The 21,604-nt window shown below is 38.0% G+C and carries 22 protein-coding genes; 3 read left to right on the forward strand and 19 right to left on the reverse strand.

From position 1 onward, the window contains the following. Positions 1 to 186: 186 nt before the first annotated feature. Both WQ54_RS34805 and WQ54_RS18170 read right to left on the reverse strand, forming a co-directional pair. A complete protein-coding gene (locus WQ54_RS34805) occupies positions 187 to 861 on the reverse strand; it encodes a hypothetical protein (protein WP_231597567.1) in 675 nt (224 codons plus the stop codon). Continuing rightward, a complete protein-coding gene (locus tag WQ54_RS18170) occupies positions 831 to 1,703 on the reverse strand; it encodes a DUF1565 domain-containing protein (protein ID WP_231597568.1) in 873 nt (290 codons plus the stop codon). Before WQ54_RS18170 ends, WQ54_RS34805 begins: the two co-directional genes overlap by 31 nt. Positions 1,704 to 2,736: 1,033 nt before the next feature. Here WQ54_RS18170 and WQ54_RS18175 point away from each other — a divergent pair. Next, positions 2,737 to 3,240: a DinB family protein gene (locus WQ54_RS18175; protein ID WP_046586027.1), complete on the forward strand. Its 504-nt coding sequence runs from the start codon at positions 2,737 to 2,739 to the stop codon at positions 3,238 to 3,240. Between the two features lie 419 nt (positions 3,241 to 3,659). On the opposite strand, the gene WQ54_RS18180 is transcribed toward WQ54_RS18175, so the two are convergent. The 4 genes from WQ54_RS18180 to WQ54_RS33770 form a co-directional block, all read right to left on the reverse strand. After that, positions 3,660 to 5,216, reverse strand: coding sequence for an amidase (locus WQ54_RS18180; protein ID WP_046586029.1), 1,557 nt, complete (start codon positions 5,214 to 5,216; stop codon positions 3,660 to 3,662). Positions 5,217 to 5,426: 210 nt separating this feature from the next. After that, the gene (gene argH, locus WQ54_RS18185; RefSeq protein WP_046586031.1) at positions 5,427 to 6,881 is read right to left on the reverse strand and encodes an argininosuccinate lyase; all 1,455 of its coding nucleotides are present in this window, start codon (positions 6,879 to 6,881) and stop codon (positions 5,427 to 5,429) included. A 292-nt stretch (positions 6,882 to 7,173) separates the two neighbouring features. Then, the gene (locus WQ54_RS18190) at positions 7,174 to 7,677 is read right to left on the reverse strand and encodes a DinB family protein (RefSeq protein WP_046586033.1); all 504 of its coding nucleotides are present in this window, start codon (positions 7,675 to 7,677) and stop codon (positions 7,174 to 7,176) included. A gap of 176 nt (positions 7,678 to 7,853) precedes the next feature. Beyond that, on the reverse strand, positions 7,854 to 7,994 hold the full coding sequence (locus WQ54_RS33770; protein WP_156178011.1) for a hypothetical protein: 141 nt from the start codon (positions 7,992 to 7,994) through the stop codon (positions 7,854 to 7,856). A 340-nt stretch (positions 7,995 to 8,334) separates the two neighbouring features. Between WQ54_RS33770 and WQ54_RS18195 the strand changes: the two genes are divergently transcribed. After that, positions 8,335 to 8,952, forward strand: coding sequence for a cell wall hydrolase (locus tag WQ54_RS18195; RefSeq protein WP_046586035.1), 618 nt, complete (start codon positions 8,335 to 8,337; stop codon positions 8,950 to 8,952). A 116-nt stretch (positions 8,953 to 9,068) separates the two neighbouring features. On the opposite strand, the gene WQ54_RS35305 is transcribed toward WQ54_RS18195, so the two are convergent. From WQ54_RS35305 to WQ54_RS18235, 8 genes are all read right to left on the reverse strand, one after another. Beyond that, the gene (locus WQ54_RS35305; RefSeq protein WP_046586037.1) at positions 9,069 to 9,278 is read right to left on the reverse strand and encodes a YjcZ family sporulation protein; all 210 of its coding nucleotides are present in this window, start codon (positions 9,276 to 9,278) and stop codon (positions 9,069 to 9,071) included. A 332-nt stretch (positions 9,279 to 9,610) separates the two neighbouring features. Then, positions 9,611 to 11,473 carry an ABC transporter permease gene (locus tag WQ54_RS18205; protein WP_046586039.1) on the reverse strand — a complete coding sequence of 621 codons (1,863 nt, stop codon included), beginning with the start codon at positions 11,471 to 11,473 and terminating at the stop codon, positions 9,611 to 9,613. Continuing rightward, positions 11,448 to 12,212: an ABC transporter ATP-binding protein gene (locus WQ54_RS18210; protein ID WP_046586040.1), complete on the reverse strand. Its 765-nt coding sequence runs from the start codon at positions 12,210 to 12,212 to the stop codon at positions 11,448 to 11,450. Before WQ54_RS18210 ends, WQ54_RS18205 begins: the two co-directional genes overlap by 26 nt. 86 nt (positions 12,213 to 12,298) lie before the next feature. Then, a complete protein-coding gene (locus tag WQ54_RS18215) occupies positions 12,299 to 13,300 on the reverse strand; it encodes a HAMP domain-containing sensor histidine kinase (RefSeq protein ID WP_046586041.1) in 1,002 nt (333 codons plus the stop codon). Between the two features lie 14 nt (positions 13,301 to 13,314). After that, positions 13,315 to 14,004 carry a response regulator transcription factor gene (locus WQ54_RS18220; RefSeq protein ID WP_046586043.1) on the reverse strand — a complete coding sequence of 230 codons (690 nt, stop codon included), beginning with the start codon at positions 14,002 to 14,004 and terminating at the stop codon, positions 13,315 to 13,317. Positions 14,005 to 14,358: 354 nt separating this feature from the next. Further along, positions 14,359 to 15,198 (reverse strand): YitT family protein, encoded by an 840-nt coding sequence (locus WQ54_RS18225; RefSeq protein WP_046586045.1) that lies wholly within the window; start codon positions 15,196 to 15,198, stop codon positions 14,359 to 14,361. 84 nt (positions 15,199 to 15,282) lie between these two features. Further along, a complete protein-coding gene (locus tag WQ54_RS18230; protein WP_046586047.1) occupies positions 15,283 to 15,999 on the reverse strand; it encodes a GntR family transcriptional regulator in 717 nt (238 codons plus the stop codon). A 109-nt stretch (positions 16,000 to 16,108) separates the two neighbouring features. Then, entirely contained in the window at positions 16,109 to 16,942 is an 834-nt protein-coding gene (locus WQ54_RS18235; protein WP_046586048.1) for a sugar phosphate isomerase/epimerase, read from the reverse strand. 279 nt (positions 16,943 to 17,221) lie between these two features. Here WQ54_RS18235 and WQ54_RS18240 point away from each other — a divergent pair, with 279 nt between their 5' ends. Next, a complete protein-coding gene (locus tag WQ54_RS18240) occupies positions 17,222 to 18,208 on the forward strand; it encodes an SIS domain-containing protein (RefSeq protein ID WP_046586050.1) in 987 nt (328 codons plus the stop codon). Positions 18,209 to 18,493: 285 nt separating this feature from the next. Here the strand turns inward: WQ54_RS18240 and WQ54_RS18245 are convergent, their stop codons facing one another. The 5 genes from WQ54_RS18245 to WQ54_RS18265 all read right to left on the reverse strand — a co-directional run bounded on the left by WQ54_RS18245 (position 18,494) and on the right by WQ54_RS18265 (position 21,272). Beyond that, positions 18,494 to 18,727: a helix-turn-helix transcriptional regulator gene (locus tag WQ54_RS18245; protein ID WP_046586052.1), complete on the reverse strand. Its 234-nt coding sequence runs from the start codon at positions 18,725 to 18,727 to the stop codon at positions 18,494 to 18,496. A gap of 10 nt (positions 18,728 to 18,737) precedes the next feature. Next, the gene (locus tag WQ54_RS18250) at positions 18,738 to 19,229 is read right to left on the reverse strand and encodes a DUF2975 domain-containing protein (protein ID WP_046586054.1); all 492 of its coding nucleotides are present in this window, start codon (positions 19,227 to 19,229) and stop codon (positions 18,738 to 18,740) included. A 368-nt stretch (positions 19,230 to 19,597) separates the two neighbouring features. After that, positions 19,598 to 20,389: a DUF817 domain-containing protein gene (locus WQ54_RS18255; RefSeq protein WP_046586140.1), complete on the reverse strand. Its 792-nt coding sequence runs from the start codon at positions 20,387 to 20,389 to the stop codon at positions 19,598 to 19,600. Positions 20,390 to 20,555: 166 nt separating this feature from the next. After that, entirely contained in the window at positions 20,556 to 20,780 is a 225-nt protein-coding gene (locus WQ54_RS18260) for a helix-turn-helix transcriptional regulator (RefSeq protein WP_046586055.1), read from the reverse strand. A 9-nt stretch (positions 20,781 to 20,789) separates the two neighbouring features. Then, positions 20,790 to 21,272: a DUF2975 domain-containing protein gene (locus tag WQ54_RS18265; RefSeq protein ID WP_046586057.1), complete on the reverse strand. Its 483-nt coding sequence runs from the start codon at positions 21,270 to 21,272 to the stop codon at positions 20,790 to 20,792. Positions 21,273 to 21,604 lie beyond the last annotated feature (332 nt).

Below are 21,604 nucleotides of genomic sequence, written 5' to 3' on the forward strand. Positions count from 1 at the left end.
GCTAACAATTCAATACTACTATCCTTCACGTCTCAAATTATTTTCCTTTAAACAACCAAAGCAGATAAAATGACTGGAACGGACGATTTACTCCAAGGTATAATTGGGCTCACTAAAATGCACTGTATTAAATAGCGAGAAACACCCACTATGGTTATATGGGGTGCTTCTCTCAGTGGTCATTCCTTATTTGGTTATCAACGCATTAAACGCGTTCACATCTCGAAGAAGAATATTTGCTGTTTCCTTATCTATATGCTTTCCCGATTGAGCCTCTACCTGATGAATAAAAGCAGATAGATTATGGTTCTTCAGTTTCTTTTGGAGGCTGTTTGCAATTCCATGATTATCGATTGTGCCTTCTTCGGTGAATGATTTTACTAGTTCCTGTAAGGATAAAATAGGATCTTTTTGGTCAGCAAGGTAGCCTAACTCGTATTTGTAAAGAGGACTGGTGGGTACAGGACGCATAAATGTAACATCAGGTAAACTACCGTCTGTTTTTCTAGGCGCTGATAATTGGGTTACATCCAGACTATAAAAATATTCAGGTTTGATTTCAAGACCGCCATCTATAGTCCAAGAATTATTCGTTACATTTTCTTGCGGATGATTTTCATTTATTATTGATATCCCCTTATAAGCAATGTTATTGTGTAAAACTTCTCTGTAACCTGGGATGTTTTCTTCACTAGTTGGACTAACACGTTCTAACATATTGAAGTTAGCACCATAAGAAATACCATTATTATATGCCGTGTTATTAATCCAATTAGCTGATTTCCCTGGTTGATGATTCGCATAAAAGCCATTAGCTCCGTTATTAACAGCTAAAGAATATCTAACAGTATGTACTGGCAATGGATCTGGCAGACCAGTTGTTCTATACGAATATCCGCCGACTTTAAACCCATTTTGTCGCCTATACCATTCTGATTACCCCTATTATTAAATGCCCAGCAATGGTCATAAACCACTGGCCCAGTTGAACTGATACTGTCGAATCCATCATCACTGTTATTCCATGCACGGGAGTTAATAAACGAAACTGCACCGCCATGAGCACCAAAACCATCTGTATTTGAAGCAGAAGTATCAGTTGGTCCAATGTTGTTATAAGCATCAGAATTAAGTACGATTCCTGTCCCTCTTCCAGTAAAGTAAAGCCCATTTGCTTCATTATCATGGGCAGCCATATTCTCGAAATTGGCTTGACCACTAATTCTAAAAGCTTCGGATTGCTTTTGATCACCTACTTTAACCCCTGTCACATCAAATCCATTAAAATTGATGTCGGTTACATCGTCTCCTACATAAAAAGCAGCTACACGTTGATTAGTTGGCACATTACTGAAATCAAAAACAGGCCTTTCGTCTCCAGGATAAGCCGTATAGGTAATCCCACTCTTATAAATATCATGCACAAAATGATAAACATCCTCGTGTGGATTATCGGTTTCTGTTATTTCAAAATCATCATAAACTCCTCCACGAATGTATACGGTATCCCCGAAGGAAGCTACCGATTGTGCTTTCATTATGCTTTTGAATGGCGCACTTTTCGTTCCTGGATTGCTATCACTGCCAGTTGGAGAAATATAAAAACTAGTCGGACCTGTCATTCCATCTGCATAAACAGCACTTGTCATAAACATTGCTACAAGCATACAACCGATCATAAACAAACTCTCAATTTTGTTCAAAATGATCTCTCCTCTCGTCAATTGATTCATCCGATCTGATCTGCCCTTGCTTTAAAAGGTATATAGATTCCCTGTCTCCCTAACAAGGGGCATAGGCAACAGCGGGTTACGGATAAAGTCACCTCCTATAAAGCAAGTGAAAAATCAGTCATTCTTTTCCATTCTCGCATCCTTGCAGTGCCTATTTCTAACACAAGGTTTTCCACTTAAACAGGCCAAATCAGATCTGTAACCTTCTTCCTGGCATCGAGGGATACGATGGACAAATACCCTTTCAAGCTGCCTATGTCTTTTATGTATTGGACTTTTGTAAATCCAGATAATTGTTAGCGGTTACACTACTTTCATTATAGTGCAAACATTCGGTTAATAATGGTCTGATAATGCCTAGTTTTCTTTTAAAATTATCTGAGATTCTTTGTAAACCTTTGTTTTTTTGAAAATCACAATGAATAACTTGGCAGCTGCATAAACTTAAATTTGTTGATCAAGAAAAGATTGGAGCATTTGGTATATGTGCTGGTTGAGGAATTGTTGTTGATGCAGCTCCAACTGAGCGCCGCATTATAGCAATAGCGGCTGTCAGTGCAGAGTGGCTATCGGTGCTATGTTCCGAGAAGAAACTTCGTTGAAACAAATTGCAATTACTTGAGGCACTGGCAAAGCAGCGTACAGCAGAAACAAATGGTACAGAATTACATTTCCTTACTTATGCACCTATACGCTTAAAGAAATTGACAAAAATACACTTGTGCTTTTTTAAACCATCCAAATAGTTGTTTTCGTATAGTAAAAAGCCGATTTCCATTGTAAAAGATCCAGCTTCATCGCTATTCCCCCTTATTCCTTATCATCATAGTATTTTAACATGTTCCGCCATATTAATTTCCATTTTTCGCTTAGAAAAATGAAGCAAAGAATGATAGAAAACGAGCAAAATAGTTCGAATGGAATTTGAAAAATACGAACAAATGTTTTATACTTTAGTTTCTGAGAGAAAATACCAATTATTTGGAATCTGGAGGTATTGGCTATGTATGTAACGAATGAGGACTTTATTAGAGAATGGAACCGCGAAGCAATGTTAACGCAAAAGGTGTTAGAAGGTTTGACTGATGATTCATTAAAACAAACAGTTTATTCAGACGGTCGCAATTTAGGAAGAATTATCTGGCATTTAACAACAAGTATTCCAGAATATTTAGCTCATTTTGGCTTGGAAATAAAAGCAGTAGAACATGCAGAAAATGTCCCTGCCTCAGCAAAGGAAATTGCCGAAACCTTTCAAAAGGTAAGTTCTCATGCAGCCCAAGTCATTGAACAACAATGGACAGACGACTCATTGAAGCAAGTACAAACGGCATTTGGACGTGAAGAATCAAATGCGTCAATTTTAATGGGACTAATTAAACATATTGTTCATCATCGCGGACAAGCTACAGTGCTTTTACGTCAAGCAGGCATCAAGCCTTATGGGGTTTATGGACCGCCAAAAGAAGATTGGATTCATTTAGGTGTGGAAAACCCGCCACTTTAGTATCATGTGTGATAACAAAAAAAAGTAAATTTTTCATATAAGTAGTTTAGTTTTAGAGTAAAAACGTAAAAAAAAAACGCTCCAAAACTGAACTACTTTTTTCGTATGAATTCGCTACATTCTTAGACTAATTAAGGAACTTAATTAAATTGTAAAGGGCTAGGAGTGATTTCCCAAGCCCTTTTGTGTCAAATTGTTTATCAGGAATACCTAACCACTGAGCAGGAGTTAGTTTTCACCTTCCATTTTTATGGTCGGATGAATAATAACCAGTAGTAGCAGCGTTCGTATATCCTGGCCCAGCGTGTAAAACATCAACGTATTAACTTCGATTATTTAACTTAACATTGTATGTGTTTTTAGTTTTTGTTGCTCTAAAGGGAAACTGTTTATTTTCATAATTGGCACTCATTTTTTCTTTAATGAAGCACTGGTGCTTTCCGATGGTTCGTTCCTTCTTGATAGGAGTATGCCAGCTTAATAAGGGTTGGCTCATCAAATTCCTTGCCCAATAGCTCCATGCCAATTGGCAGCCCATTGTCACTAAAACCAATTGGGACAGACATAGCCGGGAATCCTGAATAAGGGCTTAATCGATTGGCATTTCCGGCTCCCTGATTTTCTCCAACTTTCGCAGGTAAAGCATTTGAGGTTGGGTAGACTAGCGCATCAAGCTCGTTTACTGTAAAGGTCTCCATCAGACTTTCTCTTGTCAGCTTTGGACGGTTGGTGATGATGTTTTGGTATTCTTCATTGGTTTCTAATGATACCTGATTGTTTCTAGCGATTAATGAATTTTTTAAGCTTGGATGGAATTTTCCGCTATTAATAATCTCTGTTAGTGTTGTAACAGGTGCATCCTGTCCTAAGGAAGCTAAGTAATCATTCAGTTGAAACTTAAATTCAAAGCCGCTTAAGCTTGGATAAGCGAGAATGTTATTTAGATTCGGAATGGTTACGTCAACTACTTTTGCTCCAAGCTTCTCCATGTCCGTAATCGCTTGCTCCATCGCTTCATTGACTTGCTGGTCTTGTCCAAATAATTCTCGGACAACTCCGATTTGTGCATTCTTTAACCCATTCTTTTTCAAATAATGTGTATAGGTTTTTGGCACATTGCCGATGCTGGTCTTTGTCACCGGATCAGCTGGATCGTAGCCTGCAATTGCATCAAGAACAATTGCGGCATCCTCAACAGTCTTGGCAATTGGGCCGCCAACATCCTGTGAGAGCGCTAGAGGAATGATGCCATCCCGACTAGCCAGTCCCATAGTTGGACGGATGCCAACAAGGTTATTAAAAGAAGAAGGAATTCGTATCGAACCACCTGTATCTGTTCCCAGTCCAACCGCTGCTAAATTAGCTGCAACCGCTGCGGCCGTACCTCCGCTCGAACCACCTGGATATCTTGATAGGTCATATGGATTAAAGGTTTGGCCTCCTAATGAACTGTAGGTTTGAAAGCCAAACGCAAATTCATGAAGGTTGGCTTTTCCTAATATAATCGCGCCCTCTTCTCTTAATCTCTTTGTTTGATACGCATCATCCAAAGCAATCGACCCTTCTAAAGACAATGATCCAGCTGTCGTCGGCATATCATATGTATCATAATTATCTTTTAAAATAACAGGAATTCCATGTAAGGATCCGCGGACTTTACCAGCCCTCCGCTCTTTATCGAGCTCTTTTGCCTCTGCGATGACATCGTCATCAACAGTAATAACGGAATGAATCGTATCATCGTATTCTTCGATTCTCTCTAAATAGTATTCAACCAATTTCTCTGAAGATAATGCCCCCTTCTGCATCGCATGCTGCAGCTCAAAAATGGTTGCCTCCTCAATCTTAGCAACTAAAGCTTTTTCGACAACAGGATTTGCTGTATTTGGCGCCGCATTCGCAGGAACAGCGAACAAACTACCTGCCAATGCGAAACTAGCAATAAACCCGAAAGACTTCATATACCATTTTGTCATCTGTCATCCTCCCTAACCCTATTCATTATATAAGACACTATGAATATAGCAAAATTGACTGGTTATGTCTTACAGTTAGGAAGAAATTGTTACAAACGGACTATCAATTGCTAGTTTTAGAATCTTTACGAGAGATAAAGAGTCCTTTCCTTTCCAAAAAGTCCACTCTCTTTTAGGAGAATGGACTCTGATCGTGTGATAGTCATTAGGTTATGCTTTTTTCAATTCATCTTTATAACGAGTAAACGTAATTTTCCACTTACTCAACTCACTGATGAACATTTCTACTCGCTGGGCTGATAATTTTCGCTGTTTTTCTGTTTCTTTTGGGTTAGGCCCTCCAAGAACAGAACGGACCTTAATAAATTGATAAGGATCGATGGCCCTTTTATACTGGTCCTCTACTAAAGCTAATTCAAGATTAAAGCTTTCTTTCGCAATGTCCTTAAGCAGCTGTGCATTTCCTTCCTGCAGGTTTTTCCCTGCAGCAGCTAACCGTTTGACAAATGCATGCACAAGATGGTGTGCTTGTCGAAACGATAGGTTACAGTCTCTAACAAGAACATCTGCAAGTTCAGTAGCAGTAGAAAATCCCTCTTGGCAACGTTTTAATAATATATCTTTCTTAATCGTCATATTATTGAGAATTTCTTTTAGTAATCCGACTATTTGAACTGAATGAGTGAAGCCTTGTTCAAGGATTGGCTGGATATCATCACCAATATCCACAATATCACCAAATGGCACACTATGTGTCATCATAAACGTTGATTGTAATTCCCCTATAGTTCTGCTGATCAATGACCTGGTATGTTCTAATGAAGAAGGATTTCGCTTTTGCGGCATGATGCTTGAGGTCTGGACCAAGCTTTCATCAAGGCTTATCGCATTAACCTCATTTGTTGTAAAAAATAACAGGTCATAAACAAAACGAGATAAAGTGCTTAAGGAAATGGACAAGGTGCTGGCGATTTCAAGCATATAGTCTGCAGCACTAATGGAATCGTAGGAATTATCAAGCGGCTTATCAAAGGCTAATGTTTTTGCGATATAATGGCGGTCAATTGGAAAGCCCGTCGTTGCCAGGGCCGCAGCTCCCATTGGTGATTGATTGATTCGAGTTAATAACGAAAATCCGCGATTGATATCCCTTTCTAAATGCTTGTCAATTGCCAGAATATAATGAGCAAATGTCGTCGGCTGTGCCTGCTGATTATGGGTATATGCCGGCATCACGGTTAATTTATGCTCCTTCGCAAGCTTGAGAAGGGTTTTTTTCAAATCGATAACAAGGCTCATCCAATGGATAAGCTTCTCACGCCATAACATCCGGTACATCGTTGCATCCATATCATTCCGGCTAAAGGCAATATGCATATTGCCAACTAACTCTTCACCTAATTCCCTTTTTAGCTCCCCTTCGATCATAAAAAATAAATCTTCAAATGCAGGGTCATACTCTTTTACGAACCCTTTTCGTAATAATTGCTGGTTGGCTTTGATGATTTTTTTTGCATCCAGTTCCTGCAGAATCTTTGTACGGGTCAGCATCGCTGCATGAGCCATATTGATCTCAATCATAAAGGAGAGAAAATGCTTTTTTGTAAACTTGTAGCCAGGCTCAAGAATATGGTTAATGTAGATAGGAGATCGCTTGGATGACATCGTTCTAGTTCACTCCAGTCTCAGTGTTTCATATATGTATATTCTTTTGTTTCATAACTTGAGCCTGTAAACTTTGATCGTGGGAATTAGTGATTATATATCTTAACTCGTTTTTTCAGGAGAATGCCTTGAATTGAACGACATATCTTATTTATGAACCACTCTTTTCAAGAATTGAACCACCTGTCAATTTATTTGATTCACAACCTCCTAGTATTTTACCCCGTCCCCATATTCAAAAACAGCTAAAAAGAGAACACTGATTTCAGTGTCCTCTGCTCATATGTAAATCTTATATCGTTGGTGCTTCCATGCCCATTTGGCTCCATTCTTCCTTCGATGGGCCATATACACCTGGAACCTGCACTCCTGCTTGGCGCATGAGAACGGTCATTTGTCCGCGGTGATGGATGATATGTTTAATAAGCAATGACAGCATGGCAGCTCTTGGCATTTCTCTGCCAAATACATTTTTCATTTCACTTAATGATGAATCTGTCCACTGTGATTGCACTGCCTCACTAGTGTCTGAACTTATGCTGCGAAAGGTTTCTGCGATTTCCCTGGCTGAGGTTGGAACAGAGTTTGGATCCTTCATCTCTTTAACCGTAAGGCCAAATTCCATGAGCATTCCTGGTGTACTTGCGACTATATGCCAGGCAATCGCACCTAAGGTACGATTATCTGATGAAACCTTTTGTGCTAGGGATTCATCTGTTAAGGCATCTAAAACCTTTTGCGTTAAAGCTGCCTCATAATTCCATTCTTCGATAAATTCAGCAACTGATCTGTACATTTGATCTTCCTCCGCCTTTCAAGTGATTTTTTAATTTCGCTGCATAGTATATCACAAAGTAACAAAATTACCCATTCAGAGTACTACTCATAGAAAGATAGTATGAAATAATAAAAAAACCATCTTTTCTATGTATACTTACAAAAAAGATGGTTTTCTATTTCAAAATGCCTTTTTTATTGCATTTTCTTTATTGGAGTCACCACAGCATATAAGCTTTCCGTTTTATCAGATACATTTATTTCAATGACCTTAAAGCTGCTTCCTCCCTCTTTGTACTCATTTTTAACGGATGTTTTGTTTTGAGAGTTATTCATATTTGATGTTCCTTCCTAATTAATTTCTCACACAGGAGTTACTATATGATGAAGGTGAATAGATGTGTCATCATTTACAAAAAATTAATAAATGTTTTGTAAATGGTTCATATTCATGTATTTTCCTATCTCACCTTGAAAAACTCTTAATCGCAATTTATTCATAATATCCTTAAGTAAACCGTTAGAAAAACAATCATTTCTCTTCCTGCAAAATCCTTATTTTCCCCTTTCAACCATATGTAATCACTATGTAAACAACTTGTAACACTATTCACTATTTTTCTTTCATAGAGATTAATAGAGATTCAAAATACGATATTCACTAGGAGGACAAATCTTGAAAAAACTAGTATTTTTACTAACATTACTAGCATCTCTTTTTTTGGCTGAACCTACTTTTGCTTATACGGCAGTAAAAGGCGATACGATGTTTAACATCGCGCGGGAACATGGTCTATCATTGAAGGAATTAGCAAAGGCAAACCCGCAAGTAAAGAATCTTGATCTGATTTTCGTCGGTCAGCAGATCAATACAAATAAATTCAAGCGCCCTTCTGTTCCAAGTCGTGGAGAGGTTCAAGCAAGCAAAGGAATCTTCTCTAAGGCAGAAATCGATTTATTAGCTAGAGTTGTCAGAGCCGAAGCACAATCCGAACCTTTCAAGGGGAAAGTGGCAGTGGCGAATGTCGTTTTAAATCGAGTTGAAAGCCCAAAATTCCCTGATACAATAGAAGAGGTCATTTACCAGCCAGGACAATTCCAGCCCGTTGCAAATGGTGAAATCAATAAACCAGCTGATCAGGCATCTGTCCAAGCGGTACAAGCAGCTCTCTCAAACATGAGACATGTCGCTCAAGACTCTTTATTCTTTTACAATCCAGATATTGCTGAAAATCGCTGGCTGGATTCCAGAGAGACAACGGTTAAAATTGGAGAGCATGTTTTTAAGAATTAAACAACATTTTGAAGGATGGAAAGAGGACAAGTTACTTGATTCTCATATAGTGAGTCAAAGGAAAGAAAAATGAAAAAAAAAGGCACAATTCGGTGCCTTTTTGTAGAGAATCTAAATTAGCAGTAGATTGTTGCGCCAATGATAATTAATAAGATAAACAATACAACGACAAGCACAAACGTATTACAATAAGATGGTGCACAATATCCATAAGCAGGAGCTACATAAGATGGCATAACTGGGTGTGGAGCATTTGCTACACCAGCAACATGTGGTGCGTTTGCCATAGCTCCAGCTACATTCGGAGAATTTTCGAAACCGTACATTCTAAACCTCTTCCTTTCGTTTGTAAAAGTCTTAGACGATATAGTATATACGTTTAGAAAAATTTTGAGCCCGTCTATTGCGCTTACTGCTTGTTTAATCCGCCTAAAATGAAGCCCATTTTCATCAAATTGGGTAAATCGTGAATTTCTCTTTTCGTGTGGATATAAATTTCATTGCCTGATCATGCTGCCTAAGAGCCAATTTGAACTTCGTGTGAAGAGCTGATCAAGTCATGAAGGAATATCGAAAATGCTTCGTTCTTGAATAACCAGTTGTTATTCATAGTATTGAGAGGGTAAACATGTGTCTAACCCTCATTGTATTTATTATGTTAAATCGATGCCTTAATTTGTTTCGTATAGAAAAAGCGTACAATGAAAAAGTATACAATCTGGATTACTAAGAAAACACTTAGAACGATAACAGATTCCTTAAACAGGTTAAAATAGAACAGGTTTGATAATGCTGTAAGAGCCACCGCTCCATGGATGAGCGCTATGAGGATTGGTGCGAAAAACAAAATCATCGTTTGTCTGTTTAATACTTTATTTAGCTCTTTATCGGTTAAGCCCATTTTTGAAATCGACTTGAATTTTTGTTTATCCTCATCCAAATCCATGTAAAGTCGGAAGTAAAGGAAGCTGCCAGCGGATACGAAAAAGACAATGCCAATAAATAGTCCAACAAATAAAATCGGTCCGTAGCCTTTCATCACTTCATAAATTTCATATTCGACTGCTGTGATTTCATATCTTGGTAATTTCTCGTACAGCTTTTCAGAGGCAGCCATGATCCCTTCTTCCCCATTTGTAGCCTGCCATGCATAATAGCTTTGTACATCCTCTGGTTCAGGAAGCTTCTGATAATCCTGATCTGAAACTATATAATAGGAATCTGTTGCAGGCAGTGCTTTTGAATGCATGACTTCATTAGGTTTCAATGTAGTACCTGAAGTTAGTTTAATTGTTTCTTTTAGCAGTTCCGTTGTTTGGCCAAAGTTTGTTCCTTCAAATTCCACAACCATAACTTGCCCTTCTTTTATGTCAGTTGTATCTTCACCAATTAAAGAGGCAAAGCGGTTAAAATCAGATTCACTTGTGATCAGAATAGTATCCTGGCCAATTGGAAAATATCGCAAGTCCGTATACTCTGATTTTGTTTCAATTTTCTCTTCTTTTAAAGTTTGATTGATAAACGCAACATTCTGTTCTTTATTTTCTTCACTAGTTTTATAAGAAAACGTCGTTGAATTCGTCGCTTTTATACTTGATGTTAAGACAGTTTGAAAGCCAAATAATGAACCAATTGCACAAAACGCGACCGTTGACACAATCGCGACCATGAAAAATGTGCGCGCATTATCCTTCATCCGAAACGCTAAATCGGAAAACAGAAGCATATTCGTTTTAAACCAAAAAACATGTTCCTTCTTTTTTAAACTTCTAATCACATAAACACTTAATTGTGTAAACAACAAATAGGTCCCGATACATACAACAATGATAACAGGCACCATTGCAATTACGACCATCATCCCTTCTACCAGTAAGGAAACAGTATATCCGGCTCCTAATAAAAGCACTGCTGCCAGCGTTAAAAAGAGATTTGCTTTAGGCTCACCCTTCGAAATTTTATTGGCTTTAATTAATTCAATTAGCTTTTTGCTACGCAAAACATACGTTACAAATAAGGAAATAAAGAAAAATAAAATGATAAAGGATACAAAGGTGATGATGATTGCTGATGTGGGAAAATAAAAAGGCAGTGCACTTTCTATAATCAAGACATTTTCAGCTAATAGCAAAATCGCCTTTGCAAAGACAACGCCAAGGAATATCCCGCCAAGTGTGGCAAAAAATCCGATCAGCATATTTTCTAAAAACACCATTAACCGGATCTGCTTCATGGACATCCCTTGGATCATTAATAAACCAAACTCTTTTTTCCGAGATTGTAAAAAGGAGCTCATCGAATATAGAACGAAAAAGAAGGAAAACACGTATATGATCCCTGCTGCTGCATTCATTCCTTGTGTAACACTAGAGTTCATATCCTTCCCGCTTAATACAGGATGATTTGCAAAAATTGAGAAGGTAAAAAAGACCATGACCGTAAATAAGCTGCTGAGAAAGTAGGCAGCATATAACCGTTTATTACGGATGACGTTATTAAACGCGAATTGGCGAAAGGTCATGTGCATCCCCTCCTAATAAAGAAAGAGTATCGATAATCTTTTGGAAAAAGGCTTGGCGATGGTCACCACGGTGAATCTCCGAATAGAATTTTCCGTCACGAATAAAGACAACCCGATTACAGTAGCTGGCAGCTTGTGGATCATGTGTGACGAGCATCATGGTCGTCCGCTCATTTTTATTTATCGATTCAAGCATTTCCATTACATCCTTGGAAGACTTGGAATCAAGATTTCCCGTTGGTTCATCCGCTAATAACAGCTTAGGTGAATGAATCATCGCTCTGGCAACAGCTGCTCTTTGCGCTTGTCCTCCGGATATTTCATAGATCCGTTTTTTCATAATCCCGGTAATCCCTAATTTTTCTGCAATTTCATTGGCTTTTCCCTTCATTTCCTTTACTTTTTTCCCGTCCAATGTTAAGGGCAGGACAATGTTTTCTTCTACTGTTAAGGTATGAAGCAAATTAAAGTCCTGAAAGACAAAACCTAATTCACGGCGACGAAACTTTGCTAACTCCTCTTTTTTTAATGTATGTGGGTTATTTCCGTTGATCAAAATCTCTCCTGTTGTCGGCTCATCAATAGTAGCAATCATGTTTAGCAGTGTGGTTTTTCCGCTTCCAGATGGTCCCATGATTCCTACAAATTCGCCTGATTCAATTGTTAAATCAATATCCGTTAATGCCCGGTAAGCGATCTTTCCTTCATAAATCTTACTCACTTGTTTTACGTTTAGCATCACAAGTTCTCCTTTCCATTCCTTTGACTTGTGATAAGTATAGCCTCTCTTTAATCTTCAAAAAATCGATTATTCTTTCACTTTCCTTACATCGTTGTAAGGTTTTGTGTCGTTCCAAAAATGATGCGAAAAGTTGAGCCCTCTCCAACCTTTGATTCAAGCTCAATGCGATGTCTCAGGTGTTCGCATGCTTCCTTCGTTAAATACAGACCCATACCTGTTGATTCTCTGAATTTCCTTCCATTATCCCCTGTATAAAATGGGGCAAAGACACGACGCTTGTCCGCTTCTGGAATCCCAACGCCATAGTCCTTTACTTCTAAAACGACCTCACCGGCCTTTTCGTAAATCGAAATGTCGATCTTATTACTCTTACCTTTCGAATACTTGACCGCATTATTGATCAGCTGCGAAAGGATAAAGAACATCCATTTTTCATCTGTTTCTACAGTGATATCTGTTTTTTGCTGGAGGAGATGGGGGTACACCTTGTTGCGAATATAGAACCGTTTATTTTCACCATTTACTTCATTCACCATTTTAGACAATTTTACAGGCTTGATATGAAAATCCTGTTCGATGGTTCGAAGTCTTGCCATATAAAGGATCGTATTTAAGCCGGTTTTCATGCGATCCGTCTCTTCACGAATACTTGATGAGTCAGGTTCATCCAAATTTTGCGCGATCAGCTCAATGACAGAAAGCGGTGTTTTCATCTGATGGACCCATTGGTCCATAAACTTCAAATGCTCTTCCTGTTTGGACTCCAACGCTTTAATCTTTGTTTGATAAAGCTTATACTGATCCTTTAATAGCTGATCAAGCGCCACAGATATCGGGGAAGGCTCAGTTGTTTGGAAGGAATCGTCAAGGGAATCAAGTGAGTTCGTCAGCCTCATATAAAACTGACGTCGACTCAAATAGCGGTAAACAAGGTAGCCCGTGAGAAAGACCAGGCCGAGAAAGATTGCATAGAGGGCTGGTAGCAGATGACGGTAGCCATCAAGCCAATAAATGCCTAAAATCACAAAAAAATGAATCACATGTACAGCAATTAACAATACATGCTCTTTAAGGAATAACCTCATTTCTCTCCTGCCTTTCACCATGTCACATTCAACCGATAGCCCGCACCCCGAACAGTTTCAACTGCTCCAGGAATTCCAACTGCTTCAAGCTTTTTACGCACTCGTGTAATATTCACATTTAACGTATTTTCATCGACATAAACCTGTTCATCCCATAGCTTTTCCAGGAGGTCTTCACGACCGGCTACACGAGGATAGCGTTCTAGTAAACTTTCAATAATATCCGCTTCTTTTTTTGATAACTGGACGGTTTGGTCACGAAAGGACAATTCCAATCTTTCCGGGTATAGCTTTAACCCCTCCACTTCTAATACTCGTTCCTGGGCCTGTGCTGCATATTCGCCGTAAGCACGACGAAGCTGACTGCGAATTTTCGCCATGACAATTTCAGGATGAAACGGCTTTGTGATAAAATCATCACCGCCATTCTCCAGCGCCATCACCTGATCCATCTCCCCTACCCGTGCGGAAATAAAAATAACCGGACAGATCGATTCCTTCCGGATTTGCCGGCACCAGTAATAGCCATCATAGCTAGGAAGATTGATATCTAATAGAACAAGGTCTGGTTTTTGTTGACCAAATTCTACCATGACATTATCGAAACGTTTGACGATGATGGCTTTGTAGCCATATTTCACGATATAGGATTGCAGGTGCTCCGCAATTTTCGGATCATCCTCAATAATCAACACTGTTTGCATCCTCTCACTCCTCTGTCTCTAGAAAATTATGCCATACAATGGAAATGATTTCAAAACAGATATGAAAGCTTACACGACTATAAGGAATTAGTAGTGATTAACTTTATGTTAATAAAAACGAAAAGAACAGGAATCTTCAATAGGAGCTGAATCCTGTTCTTATCATAAGGGTCTTATTGTAAACTTTGTTGCTGTATACAATGTAGTGCGGAGTGGTTAATTGCAGAGGGTTTCTGAAAAAAGATTATAAAATAGCTTTTGCTAAGACATTCAACGTTTTTATAAAATCATTAGCGTAAAGCCGATTGCTACTATAATAATGAATCCTTCAAAAACTTACAGCATCAAGCAAATCTACGCTTTTTCAACCGAAAATCCTCCGCCAATGACGTCGCGAACTTCATGAACAACGACAAAGGCATTGGCATCAACCGCACGAACAAGCTGTTTTAATTTAGCTAGCTCCTGGCGGTTAATCACAACATAGAGTACTTCCTTGTCCGAACCAGTATAAGCCCTCTTTGCATTAAAAACAGTCACGCCACGGGCTAAAGATAAGGTAATCTGTGTAGAAATTTTATCAGCAGAGCTGGAAATAATGGTGACAGCCTTTTGTGAATCCAATCCCTCAAGAACAAGATCGATCACCTTAGCCCCGACGAATACGGCAACTAATGTATACATGGCTTTTTCTTGGCCAATGACATAGACAGAGCCTGCAATCATGATAAGGTCTATGATCAGAATGGTTCTGCTAAGACTCCACCCAAAATAATAATGCCCGAGTCTTGCCAGAATTGCTGTACCTCCCATTGCACCTCCTGCTCGAAAGACCAGACCAAGCCCGCCTCCTACGAATACACCGGCAAATAAGGCAGCTAATAAAGTATCTCCACCCAATGACTCTCCCCAGCCTTCTGTTAAATAGAGAAAAAAGGAGGAGAAAACAGTCGCTAATAAGGTAAAAAGAATTGTCTTTTTATCAAGCAGCTTGTAGCCAAGCGCAAACAATAATCCATTTAAGATAAGGTTGACGATTCCCGGAGACCATTCCAAAAGATAATAGACAATGATGGTGATTCCAATGATGCCACCTTCAGATAGCTTATTGGGGATGGCAAAATAGTTTATTCCCAATGCATAAATAAAAGAGCCAGCAAGAAGCATGGCTATTTTTTGTATAAATAGATTCATAGTAATAACCTCGCAAACATCCTATAACAAGTAAAGAAAGGACAAGATAATAATAGCCATCTCATTACCTTGTCTTTTTTGTGTTTATTTTAAGATAAATTTATAGCCTTCACCAATAATATACTGTTTCCCAATATGAACCGGTCGGTTATGTTCATCAAAAATGACCGTATCCATATAAAAGAGCGGCTCTCCGGTTGCAACCTCAAGCAATTCCGCTTGATCTTCTGTTGCCCGGACAATTTCCAACGAAAGCTCGCCAGAATGGGATGGTTTTATTTGGTGTTTTTCTTCAAGTGTTTGGTATAAAGATGTCTCTAAATTCTCACTAAGAAGAAAATGGTAGTTTTTATAGGAAAAATAATTATTCTCAAGCATAACGGGTGAGTCACCGCCATACCTCACTCTTTGGATATACACCATCGCATCATTTTCATCAAGTTGAAGCTTTTCTTGATCTTTTGGTGTTGGCTGAATAATTTCCTTTTTTATCACCTTACTGCCCGCTTTTAACCCATTTGCTTTACAAGCATCTGAAAAGCTTAGAAAGTGAACAATCTTTCGTTCAATCTTTGGCTTGCTGACAAATGTACCCTTTCCTTGCTTTTTGATGAGGTATCCCTCTTCAACAAGCTCAAGAATCGCCTTTCTCACCGTTATTCGGCTAATTTTATGACTCTCACTCAATTCAATTTCAGTAGGGATTTTTTCTCCATATTTTAACTGACCGTTTAAAATGGAACTTCGAATCGATTCCTTTAATTGTACATATAATGGAACTTTATCATCTTGTCTTAACATAATTTCACCTGTCTTATTGGATAATAATTCTATTATAATGCTTTCTTGTTCGTTGTCTCAACCTAAGGGGTTCTGATAAGCTCCAAAATTCATACGCCAGGAAGATCATTTAAACGAAATAACAAGACAACGCTTCGAACGATCTTTCCATTGCAGCATCTGGTTGCTGGACATATTGATAAGAGGTATATTCGAGAGAAAGATAACCTTTGTAGCCAGCCTTATGTAATTGATTGATATAAGTTTCTAACGGTAACACTCCGTCACCCCATACGAGATGGCCTTCCGGTTTTCCATCAATAAAATGAATATGAACGATTTCATCCTTCATAAGGGTAAAATAATCAGTGAAATCCTCTCCTGCTAATGCCATCGGAATGGTATCAATCATTCCTTTAAGATTTGGATGGTTTACCTGTTCTAGCATCCATTTTAGCTGGGAAGCGTTATGAATCAGATTTGTTTCCATTCTTGTGAGAGGCTCCAGAGCCAAGGTTATATCCAATTCGGTGGCAAATTGAGCAAGTATTTGCAAAGATTCTTCTGAGCGCTTCCAAGCTTCACCAACAGCTTCGTTTTCATACCCCCAGCCTGGTGTGACTAAAAGAAGCGGCGAATCTAATTCTTTTGCTGCATAGGCTGATTTTTTAAAATATTTAAGAATTCTTTCACGAATATCTGCCTCTTTTGCTGCGATATTAATTGGGTAAACACATTGTTCAGGTGTAAAGCATATGACGGATAGATCTCGGTGCTCGATCTCCTTTTTAACCTCCCTTATCTCATGAAGACTCATATTTTCAACATAGAAATGTGGAGATGCCCCCCAAATCTCAATATTCTTAATTTCGTAACGCACCATGGAATCCAAGAAATAGCGAAAAGGATAATGCTTGTAGTGAAAATTCATTCCGGTAACTTTAGATCTCGATAGTTTACCCATTTTATAACTCCCCTCTTAAGCTATAAAAATATGTAGATCATCCAAAAAAGAAAAGAGCACATGATTTGCATTTTTTGATAATATAACATTATATTATGTTATAAGTCAATTAGGTCTTTAGAGTTGAGATATTCCCTCCTACTTTGCAAGATTTAGCACTTTCTAGCAAAATATGACGATAAGAAAATGATTGACAGAAACTTAAAAACAAAATAACATGATGTTATATAACGTATTACATCGTTATAGCTTAATTAAGATTGAAGGAGGCAAAAAAGAATGGTACATTCTCAAAAAGCGATGAATGCTCAAGTTGGCAAGGTGTTAGATTTTCTAAAGGGCCGTTCGATAGATCATGTTTATTTTGTTGCATGCGGCGGATCCTCTGCTGTTATGTATCCAAACAAATACATAATGGATCGTGAAGCGAAGTTTATTTCCTCAGATGTATATAGTTCCAATGAATTTATTCACCGAAATCCCAGAAAGCTTGGAGAAACCTCCCTTGTCGTCCTATGCTCAATGTCTGGTACAACTCCTGAAACCGTGGAAGCTGCTTCATTTGCAAGAAGGAAAGGCGCAGTAACTGTCGGTTTTACAAATGAAGAAGGTTCACCTTTAGCACGTGAATCACAATTTGTTGTGAAATATGAATGGGGTGAACAAGCTGATGCAATGGATACAAATCTAGGAACCCTTTATCAGCTCACAATGGGTGTGTTACATGTGTTAGAAGGCAACGAAAAATATGAAAAAATGCTAACCAGTCTGGCAAATTTGCAAAAAGTTTTTGAGAATGCAGCGAAACAATATGAAGCTGGTGCTCAACAATTTGCTGCTGATTTTAAGGATGAGAAAGTGATCTATACGATGGCAAGCGGCGCTAATTATGGAATCGCTTACTCCTATGCAATTTGTATCTTAATGGAGATGCAATGGATCCACTCAAATGCGATTCACTCAGGTGAGTATTTCCATGGACCATTTGAGATAATCGACAAAGATACACCTTTCATTATTTTACTGGGTCTAGATGAAACACGACCGTTAGATGAACGGGCGTTGGCATTCTCGAAACGATATTGTGAAAAACTTGTCGTCTTAGATGCAAAGGAACTTGATGTAGCTGGAATTGATTCGGAGTTAAAGGGTTATATTGCCCCCCTTGTTCTGAATTATGTACTTCGAAAATATGCCGAACGTTTGGCAGACGTACGTAACCACCCACTTTCGAAAAGAAGATATATGTGGAAGGTTGAGTATTAATCCTTTGTACACCTATTAGAGTTGCCTCAATTGGATGATTCGTTCAGATACAGAGGAGAAAATCTACATTACACATAAAAAATCGTTCATTTAAAAAACAATAGAAACTATAATATCATAAACAGTTGCACAATAAAACGCTTGGAGTTAAATTCCAAGCGTTTTTTCATTTTTCATTTGTTCTATAAGTAAGCACCCGTTCATGTAAGTAAAAGTATTCATATACTCTTTTTTCTCTTATTAAATTAGCTTTTTTATCGAATCAAACGTTCTAAATAAGTTCATCTATCCATTTGTTTGGTCTTGATCGTCACCTTCACTTTGATATTCAAGTAAATCCCCTGGCTGACAGTCCAGAGCCTTACAAATCGCCTCTAAAGTTGATAATCGGATCGCTTTTGCCTTACCATTTTTCAATATAGAAAGGTTAGCCATTGTTATTCCAACCCTCTCCGAAAGTTCTGTTACACTCATTTTCCTTTTAGCCAGCATCACATCAATATTGATAATAATCGCCATATTATTCACCTCAGACCGTTAAATCATTTTCTGATTTTATATCAATCGCTTCTTTTAAAAGCTTTTGAAGAACAGCAGCAAAGACTGCGATCACCATTGAAGCACCAATAATGACTAATCCGATGACGATGAGACCTGGTGCGTCATCCCACTCCGCGATGATATATACGAATGGCAGGGCTACCACATATAAGCCGCTGATTGTGATGGCACAGTTTTTTATTTTCTTTAGAGCTCTTACAGATAATTCCGAGAACGCTTGGTTCTTGTCAATATAACTTAATAGTCTTAATGTCTGAAACAATGCAACATAAAACGGTATCGTCGATCCATACATAATAAGTAAAAGGCCAAATACCACATAGGCTAACTGTGAACCATTAGCTGCTTGTTCAATTGCTTCACTCGCTATCTGAGGCAATAAAAATATACACAAAGCAAGAATCGGAAGGCCAATAAAGAAAACAGCGACCTTTAAAAATAATGTTGAAACTTGTTTCATTGAGAGCACCTCACTTATTTATTGTCAAATTGAATTTATCACATAATTTATCGATTTACAATAAATTATTATCCTTTTTTATTATATTTTTGTTGTGATAAATTATACAATTTCATTTTAGACAAAATAAAAAAGCATTCCTCTTAGATAGGAATGCTCGATAACTCTAAACTATTAAATCTTCATTTGCTATCTGATTAAATACATTCATTCACAATTCATACCTTTATTTATAAGGAAAAACAACAAATTCCAGAGTTGGTTTTTCCAATTAATTTAATACGGTATTTTGTTTGCAATTAGAACTAACTTTAACCTAAAACTTTATTTATTCCAATGCTAAGAATTTTAAAAAAGATTTATAGCATTTATAAACATTGACTAGTATCGATCCGAGCGGTTTGTTTCCCCTTAACCTGTTTTAACGTCGCTACAATCAGAAAGCTAACAATCACTAATAAGAGCCATGAGCTCACCTTACCTAGATGAACGAGACTCCATGCATCAGTTTGGTTTGGATATTCCCAAGCTCCGAAGAACGTTGCAATATTTTCTGCTATCCAAATAAAAAATCCGATGAGCACAAAAGAAAGTGCCAGTGGCATGCGGTAACGAGTTCCATTAACCTCGTATGTAACCCATGAATGCCAAAAGACGATCATGACAAGTCCAGATAACCACCAACGAATGTCAATCCAATAATGGTGGGTGAAAAAATTCAAATAAATCGCAGACGCAAGAGGTACTACGATAAGAAACGGCGGCCACTTTACCAATTCAACCTTTAACCTTCTCCACGCCTGACAGAGATAACTCGCTACACTTGCGTACATGAACCCGCTATACAATGGCACTCCAAAAATTTTGAAATATCCTTCCTCTGGATATGACCAGGAGCCCATATGTACCTTGAAAAGTTCCAAAGCGAGTCCAATAAGGTGAAATAAGGTGATAACCTTTAGTTCATCTCGTGTTTCCAGCCCGGATCGCACCATCCACCACTGCATCAGAAGGCAGATGATGAGCAGCCAGTCATACCTTGGCAGAAAGGGAAGCTGCATGATTTGTGTAAAAGCCAAAGAGGCAAATATAACGACAGGAAACAAACAGGATAGGGCCTGCTCCCAGCCAAAACGAACGAGTTGATTTAATGCTCTCATGACTTGTGCCTTCTTCGTTTTTTTCTGAGTACCATCTTGAATGGTTAAATTCATGAGTAACCACCCCTTTTATTTTTTGGTTCATGGATAATTATGACAGCAATGATAGAAACAAGCGAAAAACTATAGTAATGAGCCTTTTCTTTACAATGTTACTATCACTACTTTATGTTCCTTGAGTCTCTTCATCATTTTTATATTCTAAAATATCTCCGGGTTGGCATTCTAAAGCCTTGCAAATTGCCTCTAATGTTGATAGACGAATCGCCTTTGCCTTTCCATTTTTCAAGATAGAAAGATTAGCCATTGTTATTCCAACCTTCTCCGAGAGTTCAGTCACACTCATTTTTCTTTTAGCCAGCATCACGTCAATATTGATTATAATCGCCATGTTATCACCTCAGACCGTTAAATCATTTTCTGATTTTATATCTATCGCTTCTTTTAACAGTTTTTGAAGAACAGCCGCAAAAACTGCGATCACCATCGAAGCAAAAGGAACAACCAATCCGACAAAGATGACACCCGGTGCGTCGTCCATTTCCGCAAAGAGATAAAAGAGCGGCAGGACTAGCAAATGCAAACCACTGATCGTAATTGCACAGTATTTGATTTTCTTTAAAGCATTAACAGAAATTTGCGAGAAAGCTTCATTTTTATCAATATAGCGCAAAAGTTTGAAGGCCTGATACAAAGCAAAGAAAAAAGGGATTGCCGATGCATAAAAAACGATGGAAACAAGATATTTCATAAGAGCAAACTGTGGAAGCAATTTTGCTGCAACATTCGCTAACTCGGGCACCAAGAAGATGCACAAAGCAAGAACTGGTAACCCCAAAAGAATAACAGCTATCTTTAAAAAGAGCGTTGACACTAATTTCATAAAAAGCACCTCACTTATTTATTGTTTATTCGAATTTAACACACGATTTATCGATTTACAATAAAAAATTATTGAAAATAATTATTTTGTTATTGTTATAGAATTATCCTATCATTTTTGACAAGATAAAAAGCATTCCTCTTAACAAAGAAATGCTCCAAAATTAAACGATTCAATATCAGGATTTTGTTTATTCCTTATCCAAAGTGACAACAAAGTTTTTGATTTTCAAATCAATTGATCGAACCATAGATCAAAATTTTTGTATCTGGGGACCAAAGGAATGTGAATAAGTTATCTAAAAATAACTCAAAGTAAAAATTCAAGAATTA

Source organism: Bacillus sp. SA1-12, assembly GCF_000981385.1.
Taxonomy (GTDB): Bacteria; Bacillota; Bacilli; order Bacillales; family Bacillaceae; genus Metabacillus.

Bases quoted from the DNA above. Each gene is read 5' to 3' on its own strand.
- WQ54_RS18175 (WP_046586027.1), top strand. From the start codon at position 2,737: ATGTATGTAACGAATGAGGACTTTATTAGAGAATGGAACCGCGAAGCA.
- WQ54_RS18180 (WP_046586029.1), bottom strand. From the start codon at position 5,216: ATGACAAAATGGTATATGAAGTCTTTCGGGTTTATTGCTAGTTTCGCA.
- argH (WP_046586031.1), bottom strand. From the start codon at position 6,881: ATGTCATCCAAGCGATCTCCTATCTACATTAACCATATTCTTGAGCCT.
- WQ54_RS18190 (WP_046586033.1), bottom strand. From the start codon at position 7,677: ATGTACAGATCAGTTGCTGAATTTATCGAAGAATGGAATTATGAGGCA.
- WQ54_RS33770 (WP_156178011.1), bottom strand. From the start codon at position 7,994: ATGAATAACTCTCAAAACAAAACATCCGTTAAAAATGAGTACAAAGAG.
- WQ54_RS35305 (WP_046586037.1), bottom strand. From the start codon at position 9,278: ATGTACGGTTTCGAAAATTCTCCGAATGTAGCTGGAGCTATGGCAAAC.
- WQ54_RS18205 (WP_046586039.1), bottom strand. From the start codon at position 11,473: ATGACCTTTCGCCAATTCGCGTTTAATAACGTCATCCGTAATAAACGG.
- WQ54_RS18210 (WP_046586040.1), bottom strand. From the start codon at position 12,212: ATGCTAAACGTAAAACAAGTGAGTAAGATTTATGAAGGAAAGATCGCT.
- WQ54_RS18215 (WP_046586041.1), bottom strand. From the start codon at position 13,300: ATGAGGTTATTCCTTAAAGAGCATGTATTGTTAATTGCTGTACATGTG.
- WQ54_RS18220 (WP_046586043.1), bottom strand. From the start codon at position 14,004: ATGCAAACAGTGTTGATTATTGAGGATGATCCGAAAATTGCGGAGCAC.
- WQ54_RS18225 (WP_046586045.1), bottom strand. From the start codon at position 15,198: ATGAATCTATTTATACAAAAAATAGCCATGCTTCTTGCTGGCTCTTTT.
- WQ54_RS18230 (WP_046586047.1), bottom strand. From the start codon at position 15,999: ATGTTAAGACAAGATGATAAAGTTCCATTATATGTACAATTAAAGGAA.
- WQ54_RS18235 (WP_046586048.1), bottom strand. From the start codon at position 16,942: ATGGGTAAACTATCGAGATCTAAAGTTACCGGAATGAATTTTCACTAC.
- WQ54_RS18240 (WP_046586050.1), top strand. From the start codon at position 17,222: ATGGTACATTCTCAAAAAGCGATGAATGCTCAAGTTGGCAAGGTGTTA.
- WQ54_RS18245 (WP_046586052.1), bottom strand. From the start codon at position 18,727: ATGGCGATTATTATCAATATTGATGTGATGCTGGCTAAAAGGAAAATG.
- WQ54_RS18250 (WP_046586054.1), bottom strand. From the start codon at position 19,229: ATGAAACAAGTTTCAACATTATTTTTAAAGGTCGCTGTTTTCTTTATT.
- WQ54_RS18255 (WP_046586140.1), bottom strand. From the start codon at position 20,389: ATGAGAGCATTAAATCAACTCGTTCGTTTTGGCTGGGAGCAGGCCCTA.
- WQ54_RS18260 (WP_046586055.1), bottom strand. From the start codon at position 20,780: ATGGCGATTATAATCAATATTGACGTGATGCTGGCTAAAAGAAAAATG.
- WQ54_RS18265 (WP_046586057.1), bottom strand. From the start codon at position 21,272: ATGAAATTAGTGTCAACGCTCTTTTTAAAGATAGCTGTTATTCTTTTG.